The 25,156-nt window shown below is 60.0% G+C and carries 9 protein-coding genes and 2 pseudogenes; 6 read left to right on the top strand and 5 right to left on the bottom strand.

Annotation, left to right across the window (positions count from 1 at the left end; all coding sequences use genetic code 11):
• Window positions 1–273 precede the first annotated feature (273 nt).
• Window positions 274–1,200 (top strand): D-2-hydroxyacid dehydrogenase, encoded by a 927-nt coding sequence (locus EH207_RS14900; RefSeq protein WP_137714705.1) that lies wholly within the window; start codon window positions 274–276, stop codon window positions 1,198–1,200.
• Window positions 1,201–1,434: 234 nt separating this feature from the next.
• Here the strand turns inward: EH207_RS14900 and EH207_RS18435 are convergent.
• Window positions 1,435–1,688, bottom strand: a pseudogene (locus EH207_RS18435) (helix-turn-helix domain-containing protein).
• Window positions 1,689–1,703: 15 nt separating this feature from the next.
• Between EH207_RS18435 and EH207_RS14890 the strand changes: the two are divergent.
• Window positions 1,704–1,861: pseudogene (locus tag EH207_RS14890) on the top strand (helix-turn-helix domain-containing protein); the annotation flags it as partial.
• Between the two features lie 146 nt (window positions 1,862–2,007).
• Here EH207_RS14890 and EH207_RS14885 read toward each other — a convergent pair.
• Together EH207_RS14885 and EH207_RS14880 are read right to left on the bottom strand one after the other, a co-directional pair.
• Complete coding sequence (locus tag EH207_RS14885) at window positions 2,008–3,447, bottom strand: S41 family peptidase (RefSeq protein ID WP_137714704.1); 1,440 nt, start codon at window positions 3,445–3,447, stop codon at window positions 2,008–2,010.
• A 257-nt stretch (window positions 3,448–3,704) separates the two neighbouring features.
• On the bottom strand, window positions 3,705–5,096 hold the full coding sequence (locus tag EH207_RS14880) for a glycoside hydrolase family protein (RefSeq protein WP_137714703.1): 1,392 nt from the start codon (window positions 5,094–5,096) through the stop codon (window positions 3,705–3,707).
• 121 nt (window positions 5,097–5,217) lie between these two features.
• Between EH207_RS14880 and EH207_RS14875 the strand changes: the two genes are divergently transcribed.
• The 3 genes from EH207_RS14875 (at window position 5,218) to EH207_RS14865 (ending at window position 14,506) form a co-directional block, all read left to right on the top strand.
• Complete coding sequence (locus EH207_RS14875) at window positions 5,218–5,907, top strand: LexA family transcriptional regulator (protein WP_246048894.1); 690 nt, start codon at window positions 5,218–5,220, stop codon at window positions 5,905–5,907.
• Between the two features lie 262 nt (window positions 5,908–6,169).
• Window positions 6,170–14,173 (top strand): XopAD/skwp family type III secretion system effector, encoded by an 8,004-nt coding sequence (gene xopAD / locus EH207_RS14870; RefSeq protein WP_175413689.1) that lies wholly within the window; start codon window positions 6,170–6,172, stop codon window positions 14,171–14,173.
• 57 nt (window positions 14,174–14,230) lie between these two features.
• A complete protein-coding gene (locus tag EH207_RS14865; protein ID WP_137714701.1) occupies window positions 14,231–14,506 on the top strand; it encodes a hypothetical protein in 276 nt (91 codons plus the stop codon).
• 23 nt (window positions 14,507–14,529) lie between these two features.
• On the opposite strand, the gene EH207_RS14860 is transcribed toward EH207_RS14865, so the two are convergent.
• Both EH207_RS14860 and EH207_RS14855 read right to left on the bottom strand, forming a co-directional pair.
• Entirely contained in the window at window positions 14,530–14,844 is a 315-nt protein-coding gene (locus EH207_RS14860) for a type II toxin-antitoxin system RelE/ParE family toxin (protein WP_137714700.1), read from the bottom strand.
• Between the two features lie 4 nt (window positions 14,845–14,848).
• Complete coding sequence (locus EH207_RS14855) at window positions 14,849–15,103, bottom strand: ribbon-helix-helix domain-containing protein (protein ID WP_137714699.1); 255 nt, start codon at window positions 15,101–15,103, stop codon at window positions 14,849–14,851.
• A 474-nt stretch (window positions 15,104–15,577) separates the two neighbouring features.
• Here EH207_RS14855 and xopAD (EH207_RS14850) point away from each other — a divergent pair, with 474 nt between their 5' ends.
• Entirely contained in the window at window positions 15,578–24,418 is an 8,841-nt protein-coding gene (gene xopAD, locus EH207_RS14850; protein WP_175413688.1) for a XopAD/skwp family type III secretion system effector, read from the top strand.
• Window positions 24,419–25,156: the final 738 nt, after the last annotated feature.

Raw genomic sequence — 25,156 nt, 5'->3', positions numbered from 1 at the left:
AAATTTAATCAGATCATTGAAATTGTTTCAACATTTATTATTTCGGGCGTTATATTTGTTGTGGACAACATTTCTGGCGAAATAAAAATATGTTCTCCAGTTTGATATTCATTTCCGCATTTTCGTTTTACAAATTTCTACTGCCGTCGATGTGCCGGGGGAGCGCGTTTAGCACCCTGGGCCGCGGAGCGAGGATGAAATGCCTGAGCCGGAAGCGGTGTTATGCTTCTCTGTATTGACGTCCTGTGTGTATTTTGCGTAAGGAGCTTGTTTATGACCGCGATCCTTCTGCTGGATCTTCGCGCTGATGAAATCCGCGCTGTGCTGCATGATGAAGCGCCGGAACTGGATCTGGTGTTGTCGGATGGAACCGCGACCCAAGCTGGCGACTGTTCGATCTGGCTTGGTGAACCCGATGCGGCGGCTGGCCTGCTGGCTCAGGGGGTCAAACCGAAATGGCTGCAATCTACCTGGGCCGGATTCAAGCCATTGTTGGCCGACAAGTTACCGCGGGATTATCGCCTGAGCCGTGCGGTAGGCGTTTTTGGTCAACCGATTGCCGAATATGTGATGGCCCATATGCTCAGGCATGAGCTACGGCTGGGCGAGCGTCAGGTCAGTCAACGGCAGCATGAGTGGAATCACCGTTTGCCCGGATCGCTGGCAGGCAAAAATGTACTGATTGTCGGTGCGGGTGAGATTGGGTGTGAGGTTGCCGATTTTCTGAAACCTTTCGGGGTTGCACTTGACGGGATTGTGAATACGCCCAGAGCCCTGCCGCATTTTCGGCGGGTCATGGGAATGGGCGAGCTGGAAACGGCGGTGCGGGATGCGGACTCCGTAATCAATATTCTGCCCGATACCACCGCAACGACCGACATCTTTCACGCCGACGTGTTTGCCGCCATGAAGTCGTCGGCCTTGTTTATCAATGTGGGACGGGGAACCGCGGTGGTGGATGGGGATCTGCTGGCTGCGTTGCGGGCAAAACAGATCGCGGGGGCGGTCCTGGATGTGTTTCGCCAGGAGCCATTACCCGCGGCGCATCCGTTCTGGGATGAGCCAAAGCTGACGCTTACCGGCCATATTGCCGGCCCGATGGTGCCAACCCTGATGGGGCGTTTATTCCTGCATAATCTGGCGCGTTTTCATGAAGGCGGCGCATTACGGGGCGAAGTGGACTTCTCCCGCGAATATTAAAAGCCGTTCACAGCACGGCCTACAATTATGCGCGGTATGTGGAACAGCGGCGGCGCAGGATGCGGCCGTGGGCGGATATGCTGGAACGCTGAGAGGCGAACGGTGCCGGTGAGGTCGATTAGGGTATTGCAAAATCAGCCTACTTGAAAACGCGCTGAAAGCGATGGCTGACGGTCGGATACCGCCCGGCGTGGGCATACCGTTTTTACGTGAATTTAGTTTGCAATGAGCGGGTTATCCCTTTTTCCACTGAACGACGTCACCGTCGTACAATTTCAGGATGATTTCCGCAAAGTCGTCATCAAGGGGATAAAAATGGCTTTCGGGGACGTTAAGAACGCGGGCAAAGGCGCACATCATTCAAATGCCGGGCGATGTATCCCGTTTTCGTACTGCGCGGTTTCCTCTTCAAAACCCGCCGGCGTCCCCCGTTTTTGCTGAGTAAGATGCGCGTTTAACCGCGCGGATTCAAGACGTCCGGGAAGCATGATTCACACCGTAGGTTAGCTTCAGCTACATTAGCAAATGCGCTGACGCGACACTGGCCGAAGGGCGAGCGCTTGATTGCTGAAGCGTTGAACAAACGGCCGAAGCGATCTGGCCTTCCCGCGATCAGGGCATCAGCCGTGGTCAGGGCAGGGAAGCGGGATTGAAAATCTGAGGGGGTTGGCCTGCCTGTTCGGTAAACTACTGTCGGGAGCCGTGAGTTCAGCGATCTTAAACCGAGGGTTAAGTCAGCGCTAACCGAGGGTTAATTAGCGCTGATGTCGACACGGTCGCTGAGTACGAGAGGAACTGGCTGCGGGATTACTTCGCCGCGAGCTCAGCCGCATTCAGGATGGCTTTGCGATATCCGTCGGCGGCATGATCGGCCCAAACGACCGGATAGCGGATATCCGGCACCATACCCACGCCTTCATGGTTCTTCCCGCGGGAGTCGCGATAAATTTCTGTAGACATGGACAGCGTCCACCCGTTGGGCAGGCTTTTTTCCGTTGAGTCTGAAAAAACGCCTTGCGTAGTTTCACCCACCTGAGTGACATGCGGAAATTCACGCATTCGCATAGTGAAGACTTCCGCTGCGCTGGCGGTGAGTTCGCTGGTGAGCAGAGAGATGGGTTTGAGGTAACGAACGCCGCGATGAGGGGTTGTCGCGAACGGCTGTTCTTCGCCATTGCGGAAAGCCCGTTTGTAATACGCTGGCCGATGTTTGTCGGCAAAACGTGAGGCGATATCGGCTGAGATTTCATCGTAACCGCCTAAATTGTGCGAAATATCCACTACCAGCGCGGGCGAGTTCTTGAGATCGGTGAGCGCCCGATCCAACGCGGGGCCGAGCAGGGCTCGGTCGGCGGCAAGATCGCCGTCGTCTGAGAATCCGCCCATTCTGTTGATGGCGAGATAGCCGATATTGCCTTGCAGTCTCCCCCAGACTAATCCGTTGTTGAGCGCCTGCCGCCTTGTGCCCGGCAACAGCGCCGCCGATGCCTGCTCAAGCTCTTTTGGCATCCACGAGCGCATAAACCAACTCAGGAAAAGTGTTTCCTGATTCTGCCGCGCGAACACCGTCTGCAACCATCGGAAATCGTCGCCGCGAAATCCCCTGATACTGAACGGACGGGCATTCAACGTGCCGGAGATGCTGGTATGCAAGTCCTCCACGCCGCGAAAAAGTTCCGTCAAAATCGCCTGTAACTCGCGGTCTGAACGTGCGGCCATCGCGCGCGCCTGCCATTCTTTTTTGCGCGACGCCCAATCGACATTGTGTTCTTTCTCAAAGGGATAGAAATCGATCAACGATGCAGTGATGGCGTTGAAAATATAGCCCGGCGCGGTGCGGTTTATCGTTTGGGCGCAAACGGACGGGATGGCGGTGACCGATCTGACGTGGTATTGCGTACCCTCGGGCGCCGAGGCGAATACCCTCGACCGCGATGACTCTGCCGTAGAGTAAAAAGGAATCAGACTGTTCAGCGATGGCGCGTTCACATAGCCGGAGTCGCGCCAGCACGCGCCTTTGGCGTAATTGTAGACAGTAACCGCATTATTTCTGAAGTCGAACAATCTGCCATAGCCCGGCGAAAGCCATAGCCCCTGCGCCGGCGGGTCGACTCTGTCTTTTCTGATGCTGGGAATAAAGGTGTCAGCAGGCAAAGGTTTCGCCCACCCGTGCTGCACGCCGCCGAACAGGATGGTCATTGCTATCATCGTCTTACATAATAGCGACCGTCGATTTCTGTATTTCATTGTCACTCCGGTTTGTGATTGATGTCGAAAAAGCCCGATGGTGTTAACGTCCGGCAAGGCCCGTTTCCCTTAAAAGGCCATCTCACCAGGGCTGTTTCGTTTGCGATTTGGGCTAGGTTTTCCACATGCCACGCTGACGGATTGCATGTATGCCGCAGCCGCCGAGTACGGGCCATGTCCCGATAGGCTGCGCCAATCGCCTACCGGGATTAACGTTGAGTGGCGCTGAGTGAGGAATTCGCGCACTCAGCGATAGATCACGCGACATCGAAAACGACGTTTATCGCGCCGCCGTCGCTGAAGGTGGCGAAAGTGGCTGATGTGCCGGTGTCGAAAAAAATCTCCACCACCTGTCGATCAATCAACACATCCCACCTGGTTGGCGTGGTAGGCAACGTCATCCGGTGAGGTTTGAGGAAGGGGGGGTTATTTTCCAATAAGACCGACCATCGGGTGACGGTGCAGACACCCGTGGCGCAAACCATCGCCAGTGAAATCCGCCACTTATCGTTGCCGAGGGTGAGCGTCAGATTTTCGGCGTTATTATCCTCCAGCGTGATGCGCAAACGGCCGCAGCCGTTGCTGAATGAATCAAGTGCGTAGCTGCCGGCGCTCGTCGCCGTTTTCGTGGTCATCAATGTTCCGAGCGGCATATCGCAGGCTGGTTCGGTTTCAAGACGATAACGGTTGTCGAGATACCGCAATGTCACCTTGCGCGGCATGCTGGCGCAACCGATGATGCCGTTTCTGTCGACGGCGGGCGGTGCCGCCGTATATTGCCAATAGCCCCAGTTGGATACCCATGCCAGACAGTGCAGATTGTCGTAAGCGCCTTCCGTCTGGTAGCCGATATGGGCACCGTAAAAATCGGCGCCGAGGTCAAGTGCAAGCGGCGTCGGTGTTTCGATCGCATGAAAAAGCATGTTGTCATCGAGTGTGCCGACATGCAGGAACGTTCCGCTGGTTTCGAGTCCGCCGCCGTTGCCGCCGAACACCAGCACCGCTTTGTCCATCTTGAGATCGGTGCAATGCAGCGTCGTTATTGCCGGGCATTCAACCATGCCCATATATTCTATCGGAACGCTGCCGAGGTAATCGAACGGCGCTTTGCCGTTCGCGGATCGATAAACCCCGAATTCGTTCTCTTCAGCCAGATAGAGATAAACGTGGTTGTTATGGATAAAGGCGAAAGGATCGCGGTAATCCGTTTTCTTAAGCGAATTCGGCTGCACCGGATTGGATTCGGAGGGAGAAAAGGTGTATCCGTTATCGGTGGAATACCAGAGATTCGTGGTCTGAATCCCGGCGCCGTAGCTGGTGACATACGCTAGCCAGGCACCCGCGCCGTACCCGCACAGATTGTCGTTATCAATCACGATCGAACCGCCGGAAATATCCCCTTCCTTGGTTTGGTATTTGTGGATAGCGATGCCATGATCGGTAAAGTTCTCCCAGTTCGATGTGATGTAATGACGCCAGGAAGAACCATTGCCTCCCCAGGAAAAGTCCCCGTTCCACAGATAGTATCCGTTCCACGAGCGTTGGTTTTCATCATAAAAGAGTGTTTGAATATCATTCATGAAGCCCGGCTCCGGGCTGGTCAGATGGAAACTTGCGTTGTACGCGTATTGCTCAAGAGTCATGTTCATCGGTGCGATTCCTGTATATTTGCTAATATTTTTAACTGTGATAAGCCAATGTAGATGGCTTAAATTGTGAGCTTCAATTAAAACTTGAAGCTATAATGATTTAAATTGAAGATGCTAAATAATGCAAATCGAACTTGATGCCATGGAAAAAAAAACGCATTCGCTCTCCGCCGCACGCATTGCGCAGGTTCTGGCTGAAAACGGCTGGAGCCAATCCGAGCTTGCCCGCCGACTGGGGGTCACGCCACAGTCCGTCCAGTACTGGGTAAGCGGGAAAAATGCGCCCGCCGGCAAGCGATTACAGGCGTTGTCGGCGCTGAGCGGTTATCCTGAATACTGGTTTTTTATGCCGATTGAGGCTGAAAGCGCTGACGCCAGCTATCGTGTGGACATTCTGGATATCAGCGCCAGCGCAGGCAGCGGGCAGATCGTCTCATCGGACTTCGTCGAAACGGTCAGAGCGATCGAGTACAGCCAGGGACAGGGAAGGGCTTTGTTCGGCGGCAAGCCTGACGGCGTGATCAAAGTGATTACGGTGAATGGGGACAGTATGTCGGGCACCATTGAACCCGGCGATCAAATCTTTGTGGATATTTCAGTCAATACTTTTGAGGGGGATGGCATTTACGTTTTCACGTATGGCGCTACGCTGCATGTAAAACGTTTACAGATGCTGAAAGATTGTTTGATGGTGCTTTCGGATAATCAGAAATACCGTCCCTGGTCTGTCGACAAGCATGATGAGGCGCAGTTTCACATTATGGCGAAGGTGTTGCTGCGTCAGTCGATCGACTACACGCGTTTGGGGTGAACGGATACCCGAAAATCGGGTGCGGCTTGTTCGCTAAGTCTCGATGAGCGGTTTATGGCTGGGGTGTTTGTCAGGTTACACAGGGAACTATCTCTGAAATGGCTGCACCCAATGCTGTTAATAATCGGCGGCGCAATAAGAACACTATTTCACCCGAACAATGAAAATTCGTAATTTCGATACTGCGTTTACCGCGAAGGCTTCCCCAGCATCTGAGTCAACCTCTCGTCCCCCTGAAGCAAAGAGAGTAAAAAGAGAATCCGTGGCGCAATCAGACCCCTCCGGCAGCCGGGGCAGGTCCGGGCGTCTTCTTCAACCGGGGCTGCGGGCGCAAATTATCGGAAATACTCACCCTAAAACCGGTTCATCATCCGGCGGCGAGGCGGGCTCCTCGCGAAAACGTCCGGCGGAAACCTCGTCGGAACATCTACATTCAGAGCACGCTTCTGGCGCGTCGCGCCCGATGCCGGAAGCGGGATGGGTCGAGGCGCTCGACTACCCTGAACATCATCTTGAACATCAAGAGGCGCAAACATTAAAAGCGCAGCGCGAGGAACAACGGCATGAACTTCATCGTCACAGCGATTCCGGGTTTCCGGAACGCTGTTTCGCCATGGCAGAAGATAATGTACTTGCCCGGCGTAATCATACCGGCAGGGCGCTCATTTTTTTGCAGTCGGCCAATGATGCCGGAACGAATAGTTATTGGCTCGCGCGGTATCTGGTGAAGCTGGCCGCGCCTCATGCCCCCCCTCATCAACCCTATCAGTTTCACCAATGCGTTATGGAATGTGCGGAGCTGGCCGCGCGTTACTTCGTGCTGCATCCCGACTGGTTTAAAGGCGAACCGCTGCATCAGTACGCGTCAATCGCCAGCCATCTGGGGAAATACCCGGACAGTGAGATCGCTATGCGGGCGCTGGCGTGCATTGCGGACGAGGCGCTGCATGTCCGTGATATCGGTTCGCTGGACATCAGATCACGCACGCAACTGGTCGGTTCGTTTGCCAAGAATGCGGGCAGCGGGCGCTGCCGTGATGCGGCCTTGAGAATTATCGCGGATTCTTTGCAGGATCGGCGCTGTGTCTTGGGTTCGCGTGACACGCTTATGTTTATCAATGCGCTGGGCAAATGGCCTGAACACCCCCGGGCGGAGGCGGCGGCCTGCATGCTGGCCGAGCGGATCGCCGATCCGCATTTACGGCTGAAACAAAAAATGCAGGCCGCCGATGTGACCGGGATGCTGAATGTTTTCAGTCAATGGCCGACGCGCGGGGTAATAAAACATCAGGCCATCGTACTGGGCAACGCCATCACCGAGGATCGTGATCTGCGACAAAATTTGGGATGCAAAGAGGTCAGTCGCGCTTTGCTCGCGTTGAGCCAGTGGGCGGGCGAGGGGTGGGCCAGGCAAGCGACGCTGGCGCTGGCGGCGGAGATGCGGTTGAACCGGTCGCTGCTGGATGAAATGAGTGCGGAAAGTCTGTGTGATGGGCTGAATGCCCTTGGCAAGTGGTCTGCTGAACCGAGGATAGCGGAGTTCATCCCGCTACTGGCCGGGAAAGTTTTCAAAGACGGCGGACTGCGCCGGGAAATGGATGCACAGGGCGTGAGCGTTACCCTGAACGCGTTGAGCAAATGGCCGACGGCGGTGAAGGTGCGGGAGTCGGTGCTGGCGCTGGCGGACAGACTGGCCGGGGATGCGCGCCTGAGATGGCAATTGGATGCACAGGGCGTGAGCGTTACCCTGAACGCGCTGAGCAAATGGCCGACGGCGACGCGCGTGACGGAGGCGGTACTGGCGCTGGCGGCGCGGCTGGTCAGCGATGAGGCGCTGCGGCGGCAAATGAGCGCTCAGAATTTGGGGAGTACCCTAAGCGCGCTGGGCAAATGGCCACAGCAGAGGCAGATCAGCGAGGCGGCGATGGTGCTGGCGGGCAGGTTGGCCGGGGACGAGGGCTTGCGGCGGCAAATGAAACCCCAGGGGGTGGGGGGAGCCTTAAATGCGTTGAGTAAGTGGCCGACGGCGCCGCAGGCCACAGACGCGGCGCTGGCGCTGGCGGGGCGGCTTGCCAGAGACAACATGATGCAGCGGCAAATGAATGATCAGCATGTGAGCAACAGCCTGAACGCGCTGAGTAAATGGCCGGCGGCGCCGCAAGCCGAAGACGCGGCGCTGGCATTGGCGGGACGGCTGGCCAGAGACGGCATGTTGCGGCGGAAAATGAATGCGCAGCATGTCAGCAACAGCTTAAATGCATTGAGCAAATGGCCGGCGGCGCCCCAAGCCGCAGACGCGGCGCTGGCATTGGCGGGGCGGCTGGTCAGGGACGGGGCGCTGCGGCGGCAACTGAGCGCGCAGCAGGTCAGCAACAGCCTGAATGCGCTGAGTAAATGGCCGGAAGTACCGCAGGCCGAAGACGCGGCGCTGGCAGTAGCGGGGCGGCTGGTCAGAGACGAGGCGTTGCGGCGGCAAATGAATGCGCAGGAGGTGAGTTCGACCTTAAACGCGCTGAGTAAATGGCCGGAAGTACCGCAGGCCGAAGACGCGGCGCTGGTGCTGGCGGGGATGCTCGCCAGAGACGGGACGCTGCGGCGGCAACTGAACGCGCAGCATGTGAGCAACAGCCTGAACGCGTTGAGCAAATGGCCAGAGGCGGCGCAGGCCGCAGACGCGGCGCTGGGGCTGGCGGGGCGGCTGGCCGGGGACGAGGCGCTGCGGCGGCAAATGAATGCGCAGAATGTGAGCAACAGCTTAAGCGCGTTGAGCAAATGGCCGGCGGCGGCGCAGGCCGCAGATGCGGTGATGGGGCTGGCAAAGAGGCTGGTCGGAGACGGTATGCTGCGGCGGCAAATGAATGCGCAGCATGTGAGCAACAGCCTGAACGCTTTAAGCAAATGGCCTGAGGCGCCTCAGGCCTTAGACGCGGCGCTGGCGCTGGCGGCGCGGCTGAACAGCGATGAAGCGCTGCAGAGGCAAATGAATGCGCAGAGCGTGAGCAACTGTTTAAGCGCGCTGAGTAAATGGCCGGCGGCGCCGCAGGCCGCAGACGTGGCGCTGGCGCTGGCAGACCGGGTTGTCAACGACGAGGCGTTGCGACGCAAAATGAACGCGCAGGATGTGAGCAACAGCTTAAGCGCGCTGAGCAAATGGCCGGCGGTGCCACAGGCCAGGGCAGCGGGGCTGGCGCTGGCGGAGAAACTCGGCCTCGACGAGACGCTGCGGCGGCAGATGAACGCTCAGGAGTTCAGCTCGGCCTTAAATGCGCTGAGCAAATGGCCGGAAGCGCCGCAGGCCAGGGAAGCCGCACGGGAACTGGCGAAGCGGCTGGCCTGCGATGATGCTCTGCTGCGGAAAATGAGTGTTCAGAATATAAGTAATAGTCTAAATGCGCTGAGCAAATGGCTGGGGCAAGCGCAGGCTAAAGACGCGGCGCTGGCGTTGGCGGGCAGGCTTTCCAGTGAGGATATTCTGCGGCAGCAAATGAATGCGCAGCATGTGAGCAACAGTTTAAACGCGCTAAGCAAATGGCCGGCGTCGCGGCAAGCCAGAGACGCGGCGCTGGGGCTGGCGGAGCGGCTTGGCCTCGACGACGCGCTGTGCCGGCAACTGAGCGCTCAGGAGTTAAGCTCGGCCTTGAATGCGCTGAGCAAATGGCCGCTGGAGCCGCAGGCCAGGGAAACCGCCTGGCTGCTGGCCGCGCCATTGGGCACGCGCGCCCGCGCCTGGGGAAGATTCGAGCTTTCCCACATATCGCAGATTGCCAATGCCATGCACACGATAAGCCGGAATGACGAGCAGGAGGCCGCCGAATGCCGGACGCTGCTGGAGGGACTTTCCGTCTATCTGGAGCTGCACCCGGAGCGTTTCGGCGATGCCGGCGCCCGTGCGATCGGCGTCTTGTTTAAAGCCTATGAAAGCCTGCATATGCCGCGCGCGCTCCGCCCGCTGGCCCGGCCGGCGCTGGCGAGAGTTGAGGCGCTGCTTCAGGAAAACAGGATGCGCGATGAGCCGCTGGAGTCCGTGGCGGCGCTCTGTATGGGGCTGTTGCCGCTGGCGCGCAGTTCGGATCTGCTGCGTTATCGTCCCCAGGCGCTAAAAACGCTTGAGGCGCTCCAGCCGGTGGTGGCGCGTAAAATCGAGGGGTATCTGCGTCGTGAAGGGACGCTGCCGTCAGGCAATGCGCTCCATCTGCGGGATGACGGCGAAGCTTGCGGGACGCGTCGTCCCGCGCTCAGCTTTTATCAGGTGCTGAAAGCCTACAGTCTGGTGGCCCGGCAATGGAAAATCCCGCATGTCGACGGCGAGCGAAACGCCACCAAAGCACGGCAGGAAGCGCTCACCCGTTGGGTGCAGGAGACGCTGGCGCGTACGCAGCAAACGATCCAGGCCGATCTTCAGGAGATGAGCTGGAATCTTATCGCCCAAATCGAAGCGGGCGATGGGTTGTATGATGCGCTGGATCTGCGGCTTAACAGGGAGACGGCGGCTATTGTGGCGCGCCATCCGCCCATCACTTTCGAGCTGGCGCAGCTCAGGCATCAGTTGCGCTCGCCCCCCGGTCGCCCCGGCGCGCTTGCGCCCGGTACAGGCGCCACGCGTCATATCATCGTGGACACCCTGGGCCGGCAAGTGAAAACGGATGATGACGAAACGCAGCGGCCCTATTCCTTTTATGCACGGCTGACGGGGCAGCCGCTGGTGGAGGTAGAGCTTCCCGGCGAGTTCAGCGCTTTCGTTCTGGCGCGCACCTTTCAGTTTCAGGGCGAGCCGTGGCGTTTCGATATGTTCGGCGGCAGCCACCTGAAGAAAGGGGCGCAAAACCAGGTCACGGACATTCTGAGCGGCAAAAAGCCTCACAAATCGCTGTTGCCCGCGGTCCGGTACGCGGATACCGTGCCAGGCAGCGACTTTATGCGTCTGGTTGAAAAGCTCTCGCCTCAGCGTGAGGACTGGTCGCGTATCCAGCGCGCCCTGTTGGAGATGGTGCCGCCGGATCATGTTGTCGAGGGCACATTGCGTCTGGGGTGGTGCGCGGATGTGCCGGGGCCGCAGCATCCCTTCAGGCTGACGGGGCCGTCCGGCGAGCGCGTGGCGTTGTGTCCCAATGATGGCTGCGGTTTTTTGAAATGGTCGGTGGCGCGGCAGATCCCCGCGGTGCGCGAAATGATGATGGCCTGGGAAGCGTCACGGGCGGGACAGGCCACGGCCTCCCAGCATCCGCTGCTGAAAACGCAGGTAGTGGGAATGAACACGATACCGCCCCAAGCGTTGATGCACTATCCGCGCAGTCAGGCCGTTCAGGAGGAAGCCCACGACGCGATGCAGCAAAGAGTGGCTGAATGGCGGGCAAAAAATGCGGCCCGGCAGCCGGGCGGCGCGGCGTCCTCATCAACCGGTCACAATGAAAATATTGACTCGTTAACGCTTTACCAGATGATTGTCAGCGGCGGTTATCAGGGCAGGCGGGTACGCGCGGTGCCGTCTGCCGATGAGCGGCTCTACCTGCCGACCATCACGCTGCCGGGATTCCAGCGGCCTGAAAGCGATGTGTTGCTGGGCAAACCGCCCTATGACAATGAAAACCTGCAACCGATTGCCGTCAGCCGGGTCGTGACGCCGGCCGACGGGGACAGCACCGCCCGTTTTCTTGACCAGTGTTTTTCCATCCAGTACAGCTATACCGGGTTTGACGAGGATTCCGGCGAGGACGCCGATATGCTGCACAGCAAAGGGATGCTGATTATTCCGCCGCCCGGCTACTGGTCACCCGCTCACGCCGGGCAGGATATGGTGTGTTCGCGGGAAGATCTGAAGATATTGTCGCGCTGGAAGTCCCGGCGTGAGCGGGACACACTGCCGGCGCAGATGCTCTGCACGGGCAGCCTGAGAGTCAAAGAGATCCTGGCGCCGGGCCGGTTGGGTGCGGTGCCCATCCCGGAGCTCCGCAAGCGCAGCATGGACACCGATGGCGACGAGGCGTTTGTCTATGCGGGCTATCCCGCGCTGGCGGCGCATATCCGTGAGGTGATGGCGGCGCGCGGGCGGCGGCGCGGCGCGGTGGTCTCTTTCAAACCGCCCAAGACCGCGACGGCGGCGTTTGACGAGCAGGGCCGTTATCATACCGGGCGGGCCCGGGAGATAATGAACCAGCAACTGGGCGGGAAACTGCTTGGCAAAGCGAGCATCGCCGCCAGACGGTTTCTTGCCCAGCCGGATGCGCTGCGTGAGAAGATGGCCCGCGGGATGATGTTCGGCGTCTATGACGGCGTGGAGCGCAGTCTGCGCAACGGTCTGCGGCGGTGGCTGGCCGACGGGCGCGACGCGCCCGCGCTGAATGACCTGCGCGGGCAGGCGAGAGCGGCCATTGACCGGGCGCATTTGCCGGAAGCGCGGGAAGCGGCGGCGCTGCTGCATCATCTGACGTTGCGACTGGGGGAGGGCGATGAAGAGAGGCCGCCGGCGATGTCCGACGCGCTGGCCCAGGCGATGCCCGGGCTGGCGATGGCTTACGCGCAGGCGACGGATGCCCCTTCGCGCATTCACGCCGTGCTGGACAATTATCCGGTTTGCCGGTTGTCGCATGAACAGTTTCCCCATGGTCAGCCGGGACTGGTGCCCGGCGAGCCGGAGCTGACGATCCGCAACCTGTTTACCCTGGCGGTGAAGGTGGGCACCGATGCCCTGAAATCGGATACCGGTGTCGGGCTGTTCAGTAAAATCATCGATCGGTGCGAAATGACCGAGCGCAATTATGCCGAGCGGATACGCAAAGTCCCCTACGGCAAACAGACGGCGTACGAGGTGCGAAACGGGCGGTTTAACCCCGAACAGGCGAAAACCACGCTGGCGTCAATCCCCACGCTGGCGGCGGCGGTGATGGAGGATGCCGTGGAGACGTTGCAGAAGGCCGGGCTGCTCAGCGCGCCGCCCACCGCTCAGGAGCAGGCGCAAACGCTGTCGCCGAAGACGTTGCGTAACACCGCGCTGGCGTTGAACGGTCAGGCACGGCAGGCGCAGCGGCGTATCACCCATACACTGCAACGGTTGCTGCCTGGCGGCGCGTATCTGGCGGGGCTTGAACACAGCGTTAAATCGGTGTCTTCGCTGGAAGACAAGCTCACAGACCAGTTTGCCCGACACCGGCAGGATTGGGAGCAGGCTGTCGCGCATATCAACGATGCACTGCGCTACAGCGTGGTGCTGCCGCACCACGCTTTTGTTGAGGCGTACCGCCAGGTCGTGGTGGCGCTGGAAGACGAAGGGCATGAGTTGCTCCAGCGCAAGAACTATTTTGCCCGGTGGAATATGCCGTTCCGGTCGATAAACGTCAGCCTGCGGGAGGCGGAGAGCGGGCAGCGCTGGGAGATCCAGTTCCATACCGGGGAAACCTTCCCGCTCAAGGCGCGTTACCATGACGTTTACAAGGATCAGCAGCGGCTGTCCCGTCAGGGCCAGACATCGGAGACGGTCAAGGCCCGGATGAATGAGGCGCTGCAAGCTTTCCGGCGCGTACCGGTTCCGGCGGGGTGCGAGGAGATTGATGACTGGCAGGCCACTACCGCGCCGGCGCGGGTTCCGCGTCCCGCGCCTGAACCGGCGGGCGCGTCTTCCACGGCGGGTCAGGTGGAGGCGATCCTCACACAAGCGCGTCAGCTTGAACACGAGGTGACCCCCCGGCTGGTTCAGGCGTTGCAGGCGCACGGCGGCCAGTTGCGCCGGGATGAACAGGGAGACTGGCGGGCGTTTATTTTCAAGAAACCCGCCTCTATCGCCCGCAAACTCGCCCTGATTCAGGCGTCCGGATCTCAGGGGGCAACGTCGACGGCCTTGTCCGTCCGTGATGCGCTGAGGTACGAAATTATCCTGCCTGCGGAAAAGTTCGCAGACAGGGCGCAGGCTATCCTGAATCTGCTGGAAAGAGAACGCTTCGAAGCGATGCGGTTACGCAACGGATTTGTGGAGCCGGATACCACTTATGCCGGGGTCAATGTCAAACTGCGCAGCACCGGGGCGCCATCGGGCGACCGGTATTTTGAGGTGCAGTTCCATACGCGTGACAGCCTGAAAGCCAAACTGAAGTCGCACAAAGATTATGAGTCCCTGCGTAAACTGCCTGGTGACCGGGCGGCGGATCACAGCGATGAAGCCTGGGCGGATATCCAGGACAAGCGGGCATACCTGTTGGAGAAGATTCAGGGTATGGCGGCCTGCGTGTCGTTGCCTGAACACATTCACCGTCTGCGGGCGTTTGAACATGAGTGATAAGCGTCTGAGGGTTGATCATGCTTAAGCTCGCTTCTCATGGGAAGCGAAGGGTAATTGAGCGGGTTATCTGCGGGAATAGAACATCAGTCGGCAGAGCGCCACCTTGCCAGGGTTGCGGTCGCGGGTTCGCGCCTCGTTCTCCACTCCAATTACTGGCTGGGTAAACAGAAGCGATTCTCTCTGGGGCGTTATCCTGAAATCGGCTATCCCAAAATCTGGATTGAGGCGCAGCTTCCCCATGTCGACCCCAACAAAGTCAGCGCGGCCTACAATCAAGCGCAGTATGTAGAACAGCGGCGGGGCATGATGCAGGCGTGGGCAGCATTTTAATAATAACCACGCCCAAGCCGCCATCAAATGCCAAAGTCCTCTCGAAACCGATCGATCTGATGCATCCGCTCGTGCAGAACCGTCACGATACCGATGTTGCCGTTTGATAGTCTGCGCCAGTAGACAACATGCCGCTCGTAGCGAAAGAAGAAACCTTCTACTCCAAATTCGGCGGGGACGGGCTGTGAAACGACCTCGTGGTTTTCTATCCTGGCAAATGCCTGAAACATGCCGGTAATGTAGCGGTCCGCTTGCTCTGTACCCCATCGCTCGCGCGTGTATCGGTAGATCTCGTCAAGACGATAAGAGGCGGCGTCCTGTATGCGAACATTAGCCATACGGTCAGCCCTTGTTGCGTGCAATGATATCTGCGGCAGTCAAGGATACGTATGAAGACTCTGGTGCAGCAAAGGCACTGGTCAATTCCACCTTGAGTCGTTCGAATGCTTCTGACTCCACCCGCTCTTTGTCCCGGCGGATCAAGTCCCGGACGTACTCGCTGACGTTGTCGTAAGCGCCGTTTTCGCCTACATTGGCGGCCACGAAGTCACTCAGCGGCCCTTTGAGGCGAACGGTCATTGTCGTGGTTCGGGACATGGTGTGTTCCTCATTTATGAATTTCGTATTGAATATAAGCAAAAAATAATACAAAAAACAACGCAGCGCTTATCTCGTTTCCCGCGCCAATTTCTCATCCATAGACATCCACCCACGCCTGTAGCGCGGTGATCCAACAGGGTAATCGCGCGGTTGCACCTCCAGCGCAATCCGCTGAAAACCACCGTCAACCACGCCGAAATCGTAAACAAATTCATCCACCAAAGTCGGGGGCGGTTTGTTTGCTAAGTCTCGATGAGCGGTTTATGGCTGGGGTGTTTGTCAGGTTACACAGGGAACTATCTCTGAAATGGCTGCACCCAATGCTGTTAATAATCGGCGGCGCAATAAGAACACTATTTCACCCGAACAATGAAAATTCGTAATTTCGACACCGCGTTTACCGCGAAGGCTTCCCCAGCATCTGAGTCAACCTCTCGTCCCCCTGAAGCAAAGAGAGTAAAAAGAGAATCCGTGGCGCAATCAGACCCCTCCGGTAGCCGGGGCAGGTCCGGGCGTCTTCTTCAACCGGGGCTGCGGGCGCAAATTATCGGAAATACTCACCCTAAAACCGGTTCATCATCCGGCGGCGAGGCGGGCTCCTCGCGAAAACGTCCGGCGGAAACCTCGTCGGAACATCTACATTCAGAGCACGCTTCTGGCGCGTCGCGCCCGATGCCGGAAGCGGGATGGGTCGAGGCGCTCGACTACCCTGAACATCATCTCGAACATCAAGAGGCGCAAACATTAAAAGCGCAGCGCGAGGAACAACGGCATGAACTTCATCGTCACAGCGATTCCGGGTTTCCGGAACGCTGTTTCGCCATGGCAGAAGATAATGTACTTGCCCGGCGTAATCACACCGGCAGGGCGCTCATTTTTTTGCAGTCGGCCAATGATGCCGCAACGAATAGTTATTGGCTCACGCGGTATCTGGTGAAGCTGGCCGCGCCTCATGCCCCCCCTCATCAACCCTATCAGTTTCACCAATGCGTTATGGAATGTGCGGAACTGGCCGCGCGTTACTTCGTGCTGCATCCCGACTGGTTTAAAGGCGAACCGCTGCATCAGTACGCGTCAATCGCCAGCCATCTGGGGAAATACCCGGACAGTGAGATCGCTATGCGGGCGCTGGCGTGCATTGCGGACGAGGCGCTGCATGTCCGTGATATCGGTTCGCTGGACATCAGATCACGCACGCAACTGGTCGGTTCGTTTGCCAAGAATGCGGGCAGCGGGCGCTGCCGTGATGCGGCCTTGAGAATTATCGCGGATTCTTTGCAGGATCGGCGCTGTGTCTTGGGTTCGCGTGACACGCTTATGTTTATCAATGCGCTGGGCAAATGGCCTGAACACCCCCGGGCGGAGGCGGCGGCCTGCATGCTGGCCGAGCGGATCGCCGATCCGCATTTACGGCTGAAACAAAAAATGCAGGCCGCCGATGTGACCGGGATGCTGAATGTTTTCAGTCAATGGCCGACGCGCGGGGTAATAAAACATCAGGCCATCGTACTGGGCAACGCCATCACCGAGGATCGTGATCTGCGACAAAATTTGGGATGCAAAGAGGTCAGTCGCGCTTTGCTCGCGTTGAGCCAGTGGGCGGGCGAGGGGTGGGCCAGGCAAGCGACGCTGGCGCTGGCGGCGGAGATGCGGTTGAACCGGTCGCTGCTGGATGAAATGAGTGCGGAAAGTCTGTGTGATGGGCTGAATGCCCTTGGCAAGTGGCCTGCTGAGCCAGTGATGTCGGAGTTTGTTTCCTTGCTGGCCGGGAAAGTTTTCAAAGACGGCGGACTGCGCCGGGAAATGGATGCACAGGGCGTGAGCGTTACCCTGAACGCGTTTGGTAAATGGCCGACGGCGCCGAAGGTGCGGGAGTCGGTGCTGGCGCTGGCGGACAGACTGGCCGGGGATGCGTTCCTGCGATTGGAGCTGGATGCATACAGTATGAGCGTTACGCTGAACGCGCTGAGCAAATGGCCGACGGCGACGCGCGTGACGGAGGCGGTACTGGCGCTGGCGGCGCGGCTGGTCAGCGATGAGGCGCTGCGGCGGCAAATGAGCGCTCAGAATTTGGGGAGTACCCTAAGCGCGCTGAGCAAATGGCCACAGCAGAGGCAGATCAGCGAGGCGGCGATGGTGCTGGCGGGCAGGTTGGCCGGGGACGAGGGCTTGCGGCGGCAAATGAAGCCTCAGGTGGTGGGGGGAGCCTTAAATGCGTTGAGTAAGTGGCCGACGGCGCCGCAGGCCACAGACGCGGCGCTGGCGCTGGCGGGGCGGCTGGCCAGAGACAACATGATGCAGCGGCAAATGAATGATCAGCATGTGAGCAACAGCCTGAACGCGCTGAGTAAATGGCCGGCGGCGCCGCAAGCCGAAGACGCGGCGCTGGCATTGGCGGGGCGGCTGGCCAGAGACGGCATGTTGCGGCGGAAAATGAATGCGCAGCATGTCAGCACCAGCCTGAACGCGCTGAGTAAATGGCCGGAAGCGGCGCAGGCGCTGGAGGCGGCGCTGGCATTGGCGGGGCGGCTGGTCAGGGACGGGGCGCTGCGGCGGCAACTGAGCGCGCAGCAGGTCAGCAACAGCCTGAATGCGCTGAGTAAATGGCCGGAAGTACCGCAGGCCGAAGACGCGGCGCTGGCAGTAGCGGCGCGGCTGGCCAGGGACGAGACGTTGCGGCGGCAAATGAACGCTCAGCAGGTCAGCACCAGCCTGAACGCATTGAGTAAATGGCCGACGGCGGCACCCGTGACCGAGGCGGCGCTGGTGTTGGCGGGGCGGCTGGTCAGAGACGAGGCGTTGCAGCGGCAAATGAATGCGCATGATGTGAGCGCCAGCCTGAACGCGCTGAGCAAATGGCCGGCGGCGGCGCAGGCGCTGGACGCGGCGCTGGCATTGGCGGGGCGGCTGGCCGGGGACGAGGCGCTGCGGCGGCAAATGAGCGCTCAGCATGTGAGCAACAGCCTGAACGCATTGAGTAAATGGCCGGAAGCGGCGCAGGCGCTGGACGCGGCGCAGGCACTGGCGGCGCGGCTGGTCAGAGACGGGGCGCTGCGGCGGCAAATGAGCGCTCAGGATGTGAGCAACAGTCTGAACGCGCTGAGTAAATGGCCGGAAGTACCGCAGGCCGAAGACGCGGCGCTGGCAGCAGCGGGGCGGCTTGCCAGAGACGGGGCGCTGCGGCGGCAAATGACCGCGCAGCATGTGAGCAACAGCCTGAACGCGCTGAGTAAATGGCCGGCGGCGCCGCAAGCCGAAGACGCGGCGCTGGCATTGGCGGGACGGCTGGCCAGAGACGAGGCGCTGCGGCGGCAAATGAGCGCTCAGCATGTGAGCAACAGCTTAAATGCATTGAGCAAATGGCCGGCGGCGCCCCAAGCCGCAGACGCGGCGCTGGCATTGGCGGGGCGGCTGGTCAGCGACGGGACGTTGAGGCGGCAACTGAGCGCGCAGCAGGTCAGCAACAGCCTGACCGCGCTGAGTAAATGGCCGGAAGCGGCGCAGGCGCTGGACGCGGCGCTGGCGCTGGCGGAGCGGCTGGTCAGAGACGAGGCGTTGCGGCGGCAACTGAATGCGCAGGAGGTGAGTTCGACCTTAAACGCGCTGAGTAAATGGCCGGAAGTACCGCAGGCCGAAGACGCGGCGCTGGTGTTGGCGGCGCGGCTGGCCGGGGACGGGACGCTGCGGCGGCAACTGAACGCGCAGCAGGTCAGCAACAGCCTGAACGCGTTGAGCAAATGGCCGGCGGCGGCGCAGGCCGCAGACGCGGCGCTGGGGCTGGCGGAGCAGTTGGCCGGGGATGAGGCGCTACAGCGGCAACTGAATGCGCAGCATATGAGCAACAGCTTAAACGCGTTGAGCAAATGGCCGGAAGCGGCGCAGGCGCTGGAGGCGGCGCTGGCATTGGCGGCGCGGCTGGCCGGGGACGAGGTGCTGCGGCGGCAAATGAATGCACATGATGTGAGCAACAGCCTGAACGCGTTGAGTAAATGGCCGGCGGCGCCTCAGGCCTTAGACGCGGCGCTGGCGCTGGCGGCGCGGCTGGCTGGGGACGAGGCGCTGCGGCGGCAAATGAATGCGCAGGGCGTGAGCAACAGCCTGAACGCGTTAAGCAAATGGCCGGAGAAGCAGCAAGCCTTAGACGCGGCGCTGGCGCTGGCGGCGCGGCTGAACAGCGATGAAGCGCTACAGCGGCAAATGAACGTTCAGGAAGTGAGCGCGACCTTAAACGCGCTGAGCAAATGGCCGAAGACGCCACAGGCCAGAAACGCGGGGCTGGCGCTGGCGGAGCGGCTGGTTGGGGATAGCGCGCTGCGCGAGCGAATGGATGCGTTGAACATGAGCAATAGCCTGAACGCGCTGAGCAAATGGTCGGAAGTGCCGCAGGCCGAAGACGCGGCGCGGGTGTTGGCGGAGATGCTCGCCAGAGACGGCATGCTGCGGCGGCAGATGAACGCTCAGGAGGTGAGCGCGACCTTAAACGCGCTGAGCAAATGGCCGGCGTCGGCGCAGGCGCTGGACGCGGTGTCGGCATTGGCGGAGCGGCTGGTCAGTGACGAGGTGCTGCGGCAGCAACTTAGCGCTCAGCATGTGAGCAACAGTTTAAACGCGCTAAGCAAATGGCCGGCGTCGCGGCAAGCCAGAGACGCGGCGCTGGGGCTGGCGGAGCGGCTTGGCCTCGACGACGCGCTGTGCCGGCAACTGAGCGCTCAGGAGTTAAGCTTGGCCTTGAATGCGCTGAGCAAATGGCCGCTGGAGCCGCAGGCCAGGGAAACCGCCTGGCTGCTGGCCGCGCCATTGGGCACGCACGCCCGCGCCTGGGGAAGATTCGCGCTTTCCGATATGTCGCAGATTGCCAATGCCATGCACACGATAAGCCGGAATGACGAGCAGGAGGCCGCCGAATGCCGGACGCTGCTGGAGGGACTTTCCGTCTATCTGGAGCTGCACCCGGAGCGTTTCGGCGATGCCGGCGCCCGTGCGATCGGCGTCTTGTTTAAAGCCTATGAAAGCCTGCATATGCCGCGCGCGCTCCGCCCGCTGGCCCGGCCGGCGCTGGCGAGAGTTGAGACGCTGCTTCAGGAAAACAGGATGCGCGATGAGCCGCTGGAGTCCGTGGCGGCGCTCTGTATGGGGCTGTTGCCGCTGGCGCGCAGTTCGGATCTGCTGCGTTATCGTCCCCAGGCGCTAAAAACGCTTGAGGCGCTCCAGCCGGTGGTGGCGCGTAAAATCGAGGGGTATCTGCGTCGTGAAGGGACGCTGCCGTCAGGCAATGCGCTCCATCTGCGGGATGACGGCGAAGCCTGCGGGACGCGTCGTCCCGCGCTCAGCTTTTATCAGGTGCTGAAAGCCTACAGTCTGGTGGCCCGGCAATGGAAAATCCCGCATGTCGACGGCGAGCGAAACGCCACCAAAGCCCGGCAGGAAGCGCTTACCCGTTGGGTGCAGGAGATGACGGCGCGTACGCAGCGAACGATCCAGGCCGATCTTCAGGAGATGAGCTGGAATCTTATCGCCCAAATCGAAGCGGGCGATGGGTTGTATGATGCGCTGGATCTGCGGCTTAACAGGGAGACGGCGGCTATTGTGGCGCGCCATCCGCCCATCACTTTCGAGCTGGCGCAGCTCAGGCATCAGTTGCGCTCGCCCCCCGGTCGCCCCGGCGCGCTTGCGCCCGGTACAGGCGCCACGCGTCATATCATCGTGGACACCCTGGGCCGGCAAGTGAAAACGGATGATGACGAAACGCAGCGGCCCTATTCCTTTTATGCACGGCTGACGGGGCAGCCGCTGGTGGAGGTAGAGCTTCCCGGCGAGTTCAGCGCTTTCGTTCTGGCGCGCACCTTTCAGTTTCAGGGCGAGCCGTGGCGTTTCGATATGTTTGGCGGCAGTCGCCTGAATAAAGGGGCGCAAAATAAGGTCAAGGATATTCTGGACGGCAACACGTCTCAAAAATCGCTGTTGCCCGCGGTCCGGTACGCGGATACCGTGCCAGGCAGCGACTTTATGCGTCTGGTTGAAAAGCTCTCGCCTCAGCGTGAGGACTGGTCGCGTATCCAGCGCGCCCTGTTGGAGATGGTGCCGCCGGATCATGTTGTCGAGGGCACATTGCGTCTGGGGTGGTGCGCGGATGTGCCGGGGCCGCAGCATCCCTTCAGGCTGACGGGGCCGTCCGGCGAGCGCGTGGCGTTGTGCCCCAATGATGGCTGCGGTTTTTTGAAATGGACGGTAGCGCGGCAGATCCCCGCGGTGCGCGAAATGATGATGGCCTGGGAAGCGTCACGGGCGGGACAGGCCACGGCCTCCCAGCATACGCTGCTGAAATCGCAGGTCGTGGGGCAGAACAGCATACCGTCCCAGGCGTTGATGCACTATCCGCGCAGTCAGGCCGTTCAGGAAGAAGCCCACGACGCGATGCAGCACAGAGTGGCTGAATGGCAGGCTAACAATGAACATTTTGATTTATTAACGCTTTATCAGATGATTGTCAGCGGCGGTTATCAGGGCAGGCGGGTACGCGCGGTGCCGTCTGCCGATGAGCGGCTCTACCTGCCGACCATCACGCTGCCGGGATTCCAGCGGCCTGAAAGCGATGTGTTGCTGGGCAAACCGCCCTATGACAATGAAAACCTGCAACCGATTGCCGTCAGCCGGGTCGTGACGCCGGCCGACGGGGACAGCACCGCCCGTTTTCTTGACCAGTGTTTTTCCATCCAGTACAGCTATACCGGGTTTGACGAGGATTCCGGCGAGGACGCCGATATGCTGCACAGCAAAGGGATGCTGATTATTCCGCCGCCCGGCTACTGGTCACCCGCTCACGCCGGGCAGGATATGGTGTGTTCGCGGGAAGATCTGAAGATATTGTCGCGCTGGAAGTCCCGGCGTGAGCGGGACACACTGCCGGCGCAGATGCTCTGCACGGGCAGCCTGAGAGTCAAAGAGATCCTGGCGCCGGGCCGGTTGGGTGCGGTGCCCATCCCGGAGCTCCGCAAGCGCAGCATGGACACCGATGGCGACGAGGCGTTTGTCTATGCGGGCTATCCCGCGCTGGCGGCGCATATCCGTGAGGTGATGGCGGCGCGCGGGCGGCGGCGCGGCGCGGTGGTCTCTTTCAAACCGCCCAAGACCGCGACGGCGGCGTTTGACGAGCAGGGCCGTTATCATACCGGGCGGGCCCGGGAGATAATGAACCAGCAACTGGGCGGGAAACTGCTTGGCAAAGCGAGCATCGCCGCCAGACGGTTTCTTGCCCAGCCGGATGCGCTGCGTGAGAAGATGGCCCGCGGGATGATGTTCGGCGTCTATGACGGCGTGGAGCGCAGTCTGCGCAACGGTCTGCGGCGGTGGCTGGCCGACGGGCGCGACGCGCCCGCGCTGAATGACCTGCGCGGGCAGGCGAGAGCGGCCATTGACCGGGCGCATTTGCCGGAAGCGCGGGAAGCGGCGGCGCTGCTGCATCATCTGACGTTGCGACTGGGGGAGGGCGATGAAGAGAGGCCGCCGGCGATGTCCGACGCGCTGGCCCAGGCGATGCCCGGGCTGGCGATGGCTTACGCGCAGGCGACGGATGCCCCTTCGCGCATTCACGCCGTGCTGGACAATTATCCGGTTTGCCGGTTGTCGCATGAACAGTTTCCCCATGGTCAGCCGGGACTGGTGCCCGGCGAGCCGGAGCTGACGATCCGCAACCTGTTTACCCTGGCGGTGAAGGTGGGCACCGATGCCCTGAAATCGGATACCGGTGTCGGGCTGTTCAGTAAAATCATCGATCGGTGCGAAATGACCGAGCGCAATTATGCCGAGCGGATACGCAAAGTCCCCTACGGCAAACAGACGGCGTACGAGGTGCGAAACGGGCGGTTTAACCCCGAACAGGCGAAAACCACGCTGGCGTCAATCCCCACGCTGGCGGCGGCGGTGATGGAGGATGCCGTGGAGACGTTGCAGAAGGCCGGGCTGCTCAGCGCGCCGCCCACCGCTCAGGAGCAGGCGCAAACGCTGTCGCCGAAGACGTTGCGTAACACCGCGCTGGCGTTGAACGGTCAGGCACGGCAGGCGCAGCGGCGTATCACCCATACACTGCAACGGTTGCTGCCTGGCGGCGCGTATCTGGCGGGGCTTGAACACAGCGTTAAATCGGTGTCTTCGCTGGAAGACAAGCTCACAGACCAGTTTGCCCGACACCGGCAGGATTGGGAGCAGGCTGTCGCGCATATCAACGATGCACTGCGCTACAGCGTGGTGCTGCCGCACCACGCTTTTGTTGAGGCGTACCGCCAGGTCGTGGTGGCGCTGGAAGACGAAGGGCATGAGTTGCTCCAGCGCAAGAACTATTTTGCCCGGTGGAATATGCCGTTCCGGTCGATAAACGTCAGCCTGCGGGAGGCGGAGAGCGGGCAGCGCTGGGAGATCCAGTTCCATACCGGGGAAACCTTCCCGCTCAAGGCGCGTTACCATGACGTTTACAAGGATCAGCAGCGGCTGTCCCGTCAGGGCCAGACATCGGAGACGGTCAAGGCCCGGATGAATGAGGCGCTGCAAGCTTTCCGGCGCGTACCGGTTCCGGCGGGGTGCGAGGAGATTGATGACTGGCAGGCCACTACCGCGCCGGCGCGGGTTCCGCGTCCCGCGCCTGAACCGGCGGGCGCGTCTTCCACGGCGGGTCAGGTGGAGGCGATCCTCACACAAGCGCGTCAGCTTGAACACGAGGTGACCCCCCGGCTGGTTCAGGCGTTGCAGGCGCACGGCGGCCAGTTGCGCCGGGATGAACAGGGAGACTGGCGGGCGTTTATTTTCAAGAAACCCGCCTCTATCGCCCGCAAACTCGCCCTGATTCAGGCGTCCGGATCTCAGGGGGCAACGTCGACGGCCTTGTCCGTCCGTGATGCGCTGAGGTACGAAATTATCCTGCCTGCGGAAAAGTTCGCAGACAGGGCGCAGGCTATCCTGAATCTGCTGGAAAGAGAACGCTTCGAAGCGATGCGGTTACGCAACGGATTTGTGGAGCCGGATACCACTTATGCCGGGGTCAATGTCAAATTGCGCAGCACCGGGGCGTCATCGGGCGACCGGTATTTTGAGGTGCAGTTCCATACGCGTGATAGCCTGAAAGCCAAACTGAAGTCGCACAAAGATTATGAGTCCCTGCGTAAACTGCCTGGTGACCGGGCGGCGGATCACAGCGATGAAGCCTGGGCGGATATCCAGGACAAGCGGGCATACCTGTTGGAGAAGATTCAGGGTATGGCGGCCTGCGTGTCGTTGCCTGAACACATTCACCGTCTGCGGGCGTTTGAACATGAGCGATGAGCGTCTGAGGGTTGATCATGCTTAAGCTCGCTTCTCATGGGAAGCGAAGGGTAATTGAGCGGGTTATCTGCGGGAATAGATCAGTCGGCAGAGCGCCACCTTGCCAGGGTTGCGGTCGCGGGTTCGCGCCTCGTTTCCCGCGGCAACTCTTGTTCCATAGACATCCACCCACGTCTGTAGCGCTGTGATTAAACAGGGTAATCTCTCTATTGAGCCTCCAGCGAAATCCGCTGAAAACCCCCATTAAACACGCCGAAGCAGTACACAAATTCGTCCATGAAAATCGGGTGCGTTATGGATCTTCCGGTGAAATTAAGGGAAGGTGCGCCAGATAGCCGTTAAAAAACAATGCCGGACAATTTAAGCGAACTGCATTGAACAAAGTGACCGATTTTCCCTGTCGTTTTTTTTCGACAACGGGAACCAGAAGATTCTTAACACTACTTAACTAACTGATGACATAGTTTACACTAGAAGGGCACTGGCTATCGAAAGTGTAAATAGCGTATTTGTGCCGCAATCAATAAGGCCGGCAGGTGTAAAGAACGACCATAAAAAACACGCCGCGCCAAATGAAGTCGTCGCGCAGTTCGAAACTCGACTGGCGTCAGAAAAAACGCAGTACCAATTATTAAGCGGCTACCGGCAACGATCCGTTTTTCCCGCTGGGTGTCAAAGAATCTTTTAAAAGCCATTTATCGGGCAGTATTCGACAAAAACGTTTGAGCATCAGAGCAT

Source organism: Brenneria rubrifaciens (genome assembly GCF_005484945.1).
Taxonomy (GTDB): domain Bacteria; phylum Pseudomonadota; class Gammaproteobacteria; order Enterobacterales; family Enterobacteriaceae; genus Brenneria; species Brenneria rubrifaciens.
This window is presented reverse-complemented; position numbering and strand designations above follow the sequence as displayed.

Coding starts and splice junctions, on each gene's coding strand:
- EH207_RS14900 (WP_137714705.1), top strand. CDS start 274: ATGACCGCGATCCTTCTGCTGGATCTTCGCGCTGATGAAATCCGCGCT.
- EH207_RS14885 (WP_137714704.1), bottom strand. CDS start 3,447: ATGAAATACAGAAATCGACGGTCGCTATTATGTAAGACGATGATAGCA.
- EH207_RS14880 (WP_137714703.1), bottom strand. CDS start 5,096: ATGAACATGACTCTTGAGCAATACGCGTACAACGCAAGTTTCCATCTG.
- EH207_RS14875 (WP_246048894.1), top strand. CDS start 5,218: ATGCAAATCGAACTTGATGCCATGGAAAAAAAAACGCATTCGCTCTCC.
- EH207_RS14860 (WP_137714700.1), bottom strand. CDS start 14,844: ATGGCTAATGTTCGCATACAGGACGCCGCCTCTTATCGTCTTGACGAG.
- EH207_RS14855 (WP_137714699.1), bottom strand. CDS start 15,103: ATGTCCCGAACCACGACAATGACCGTTCGCCTCAAAGGGCCGCTGAGT.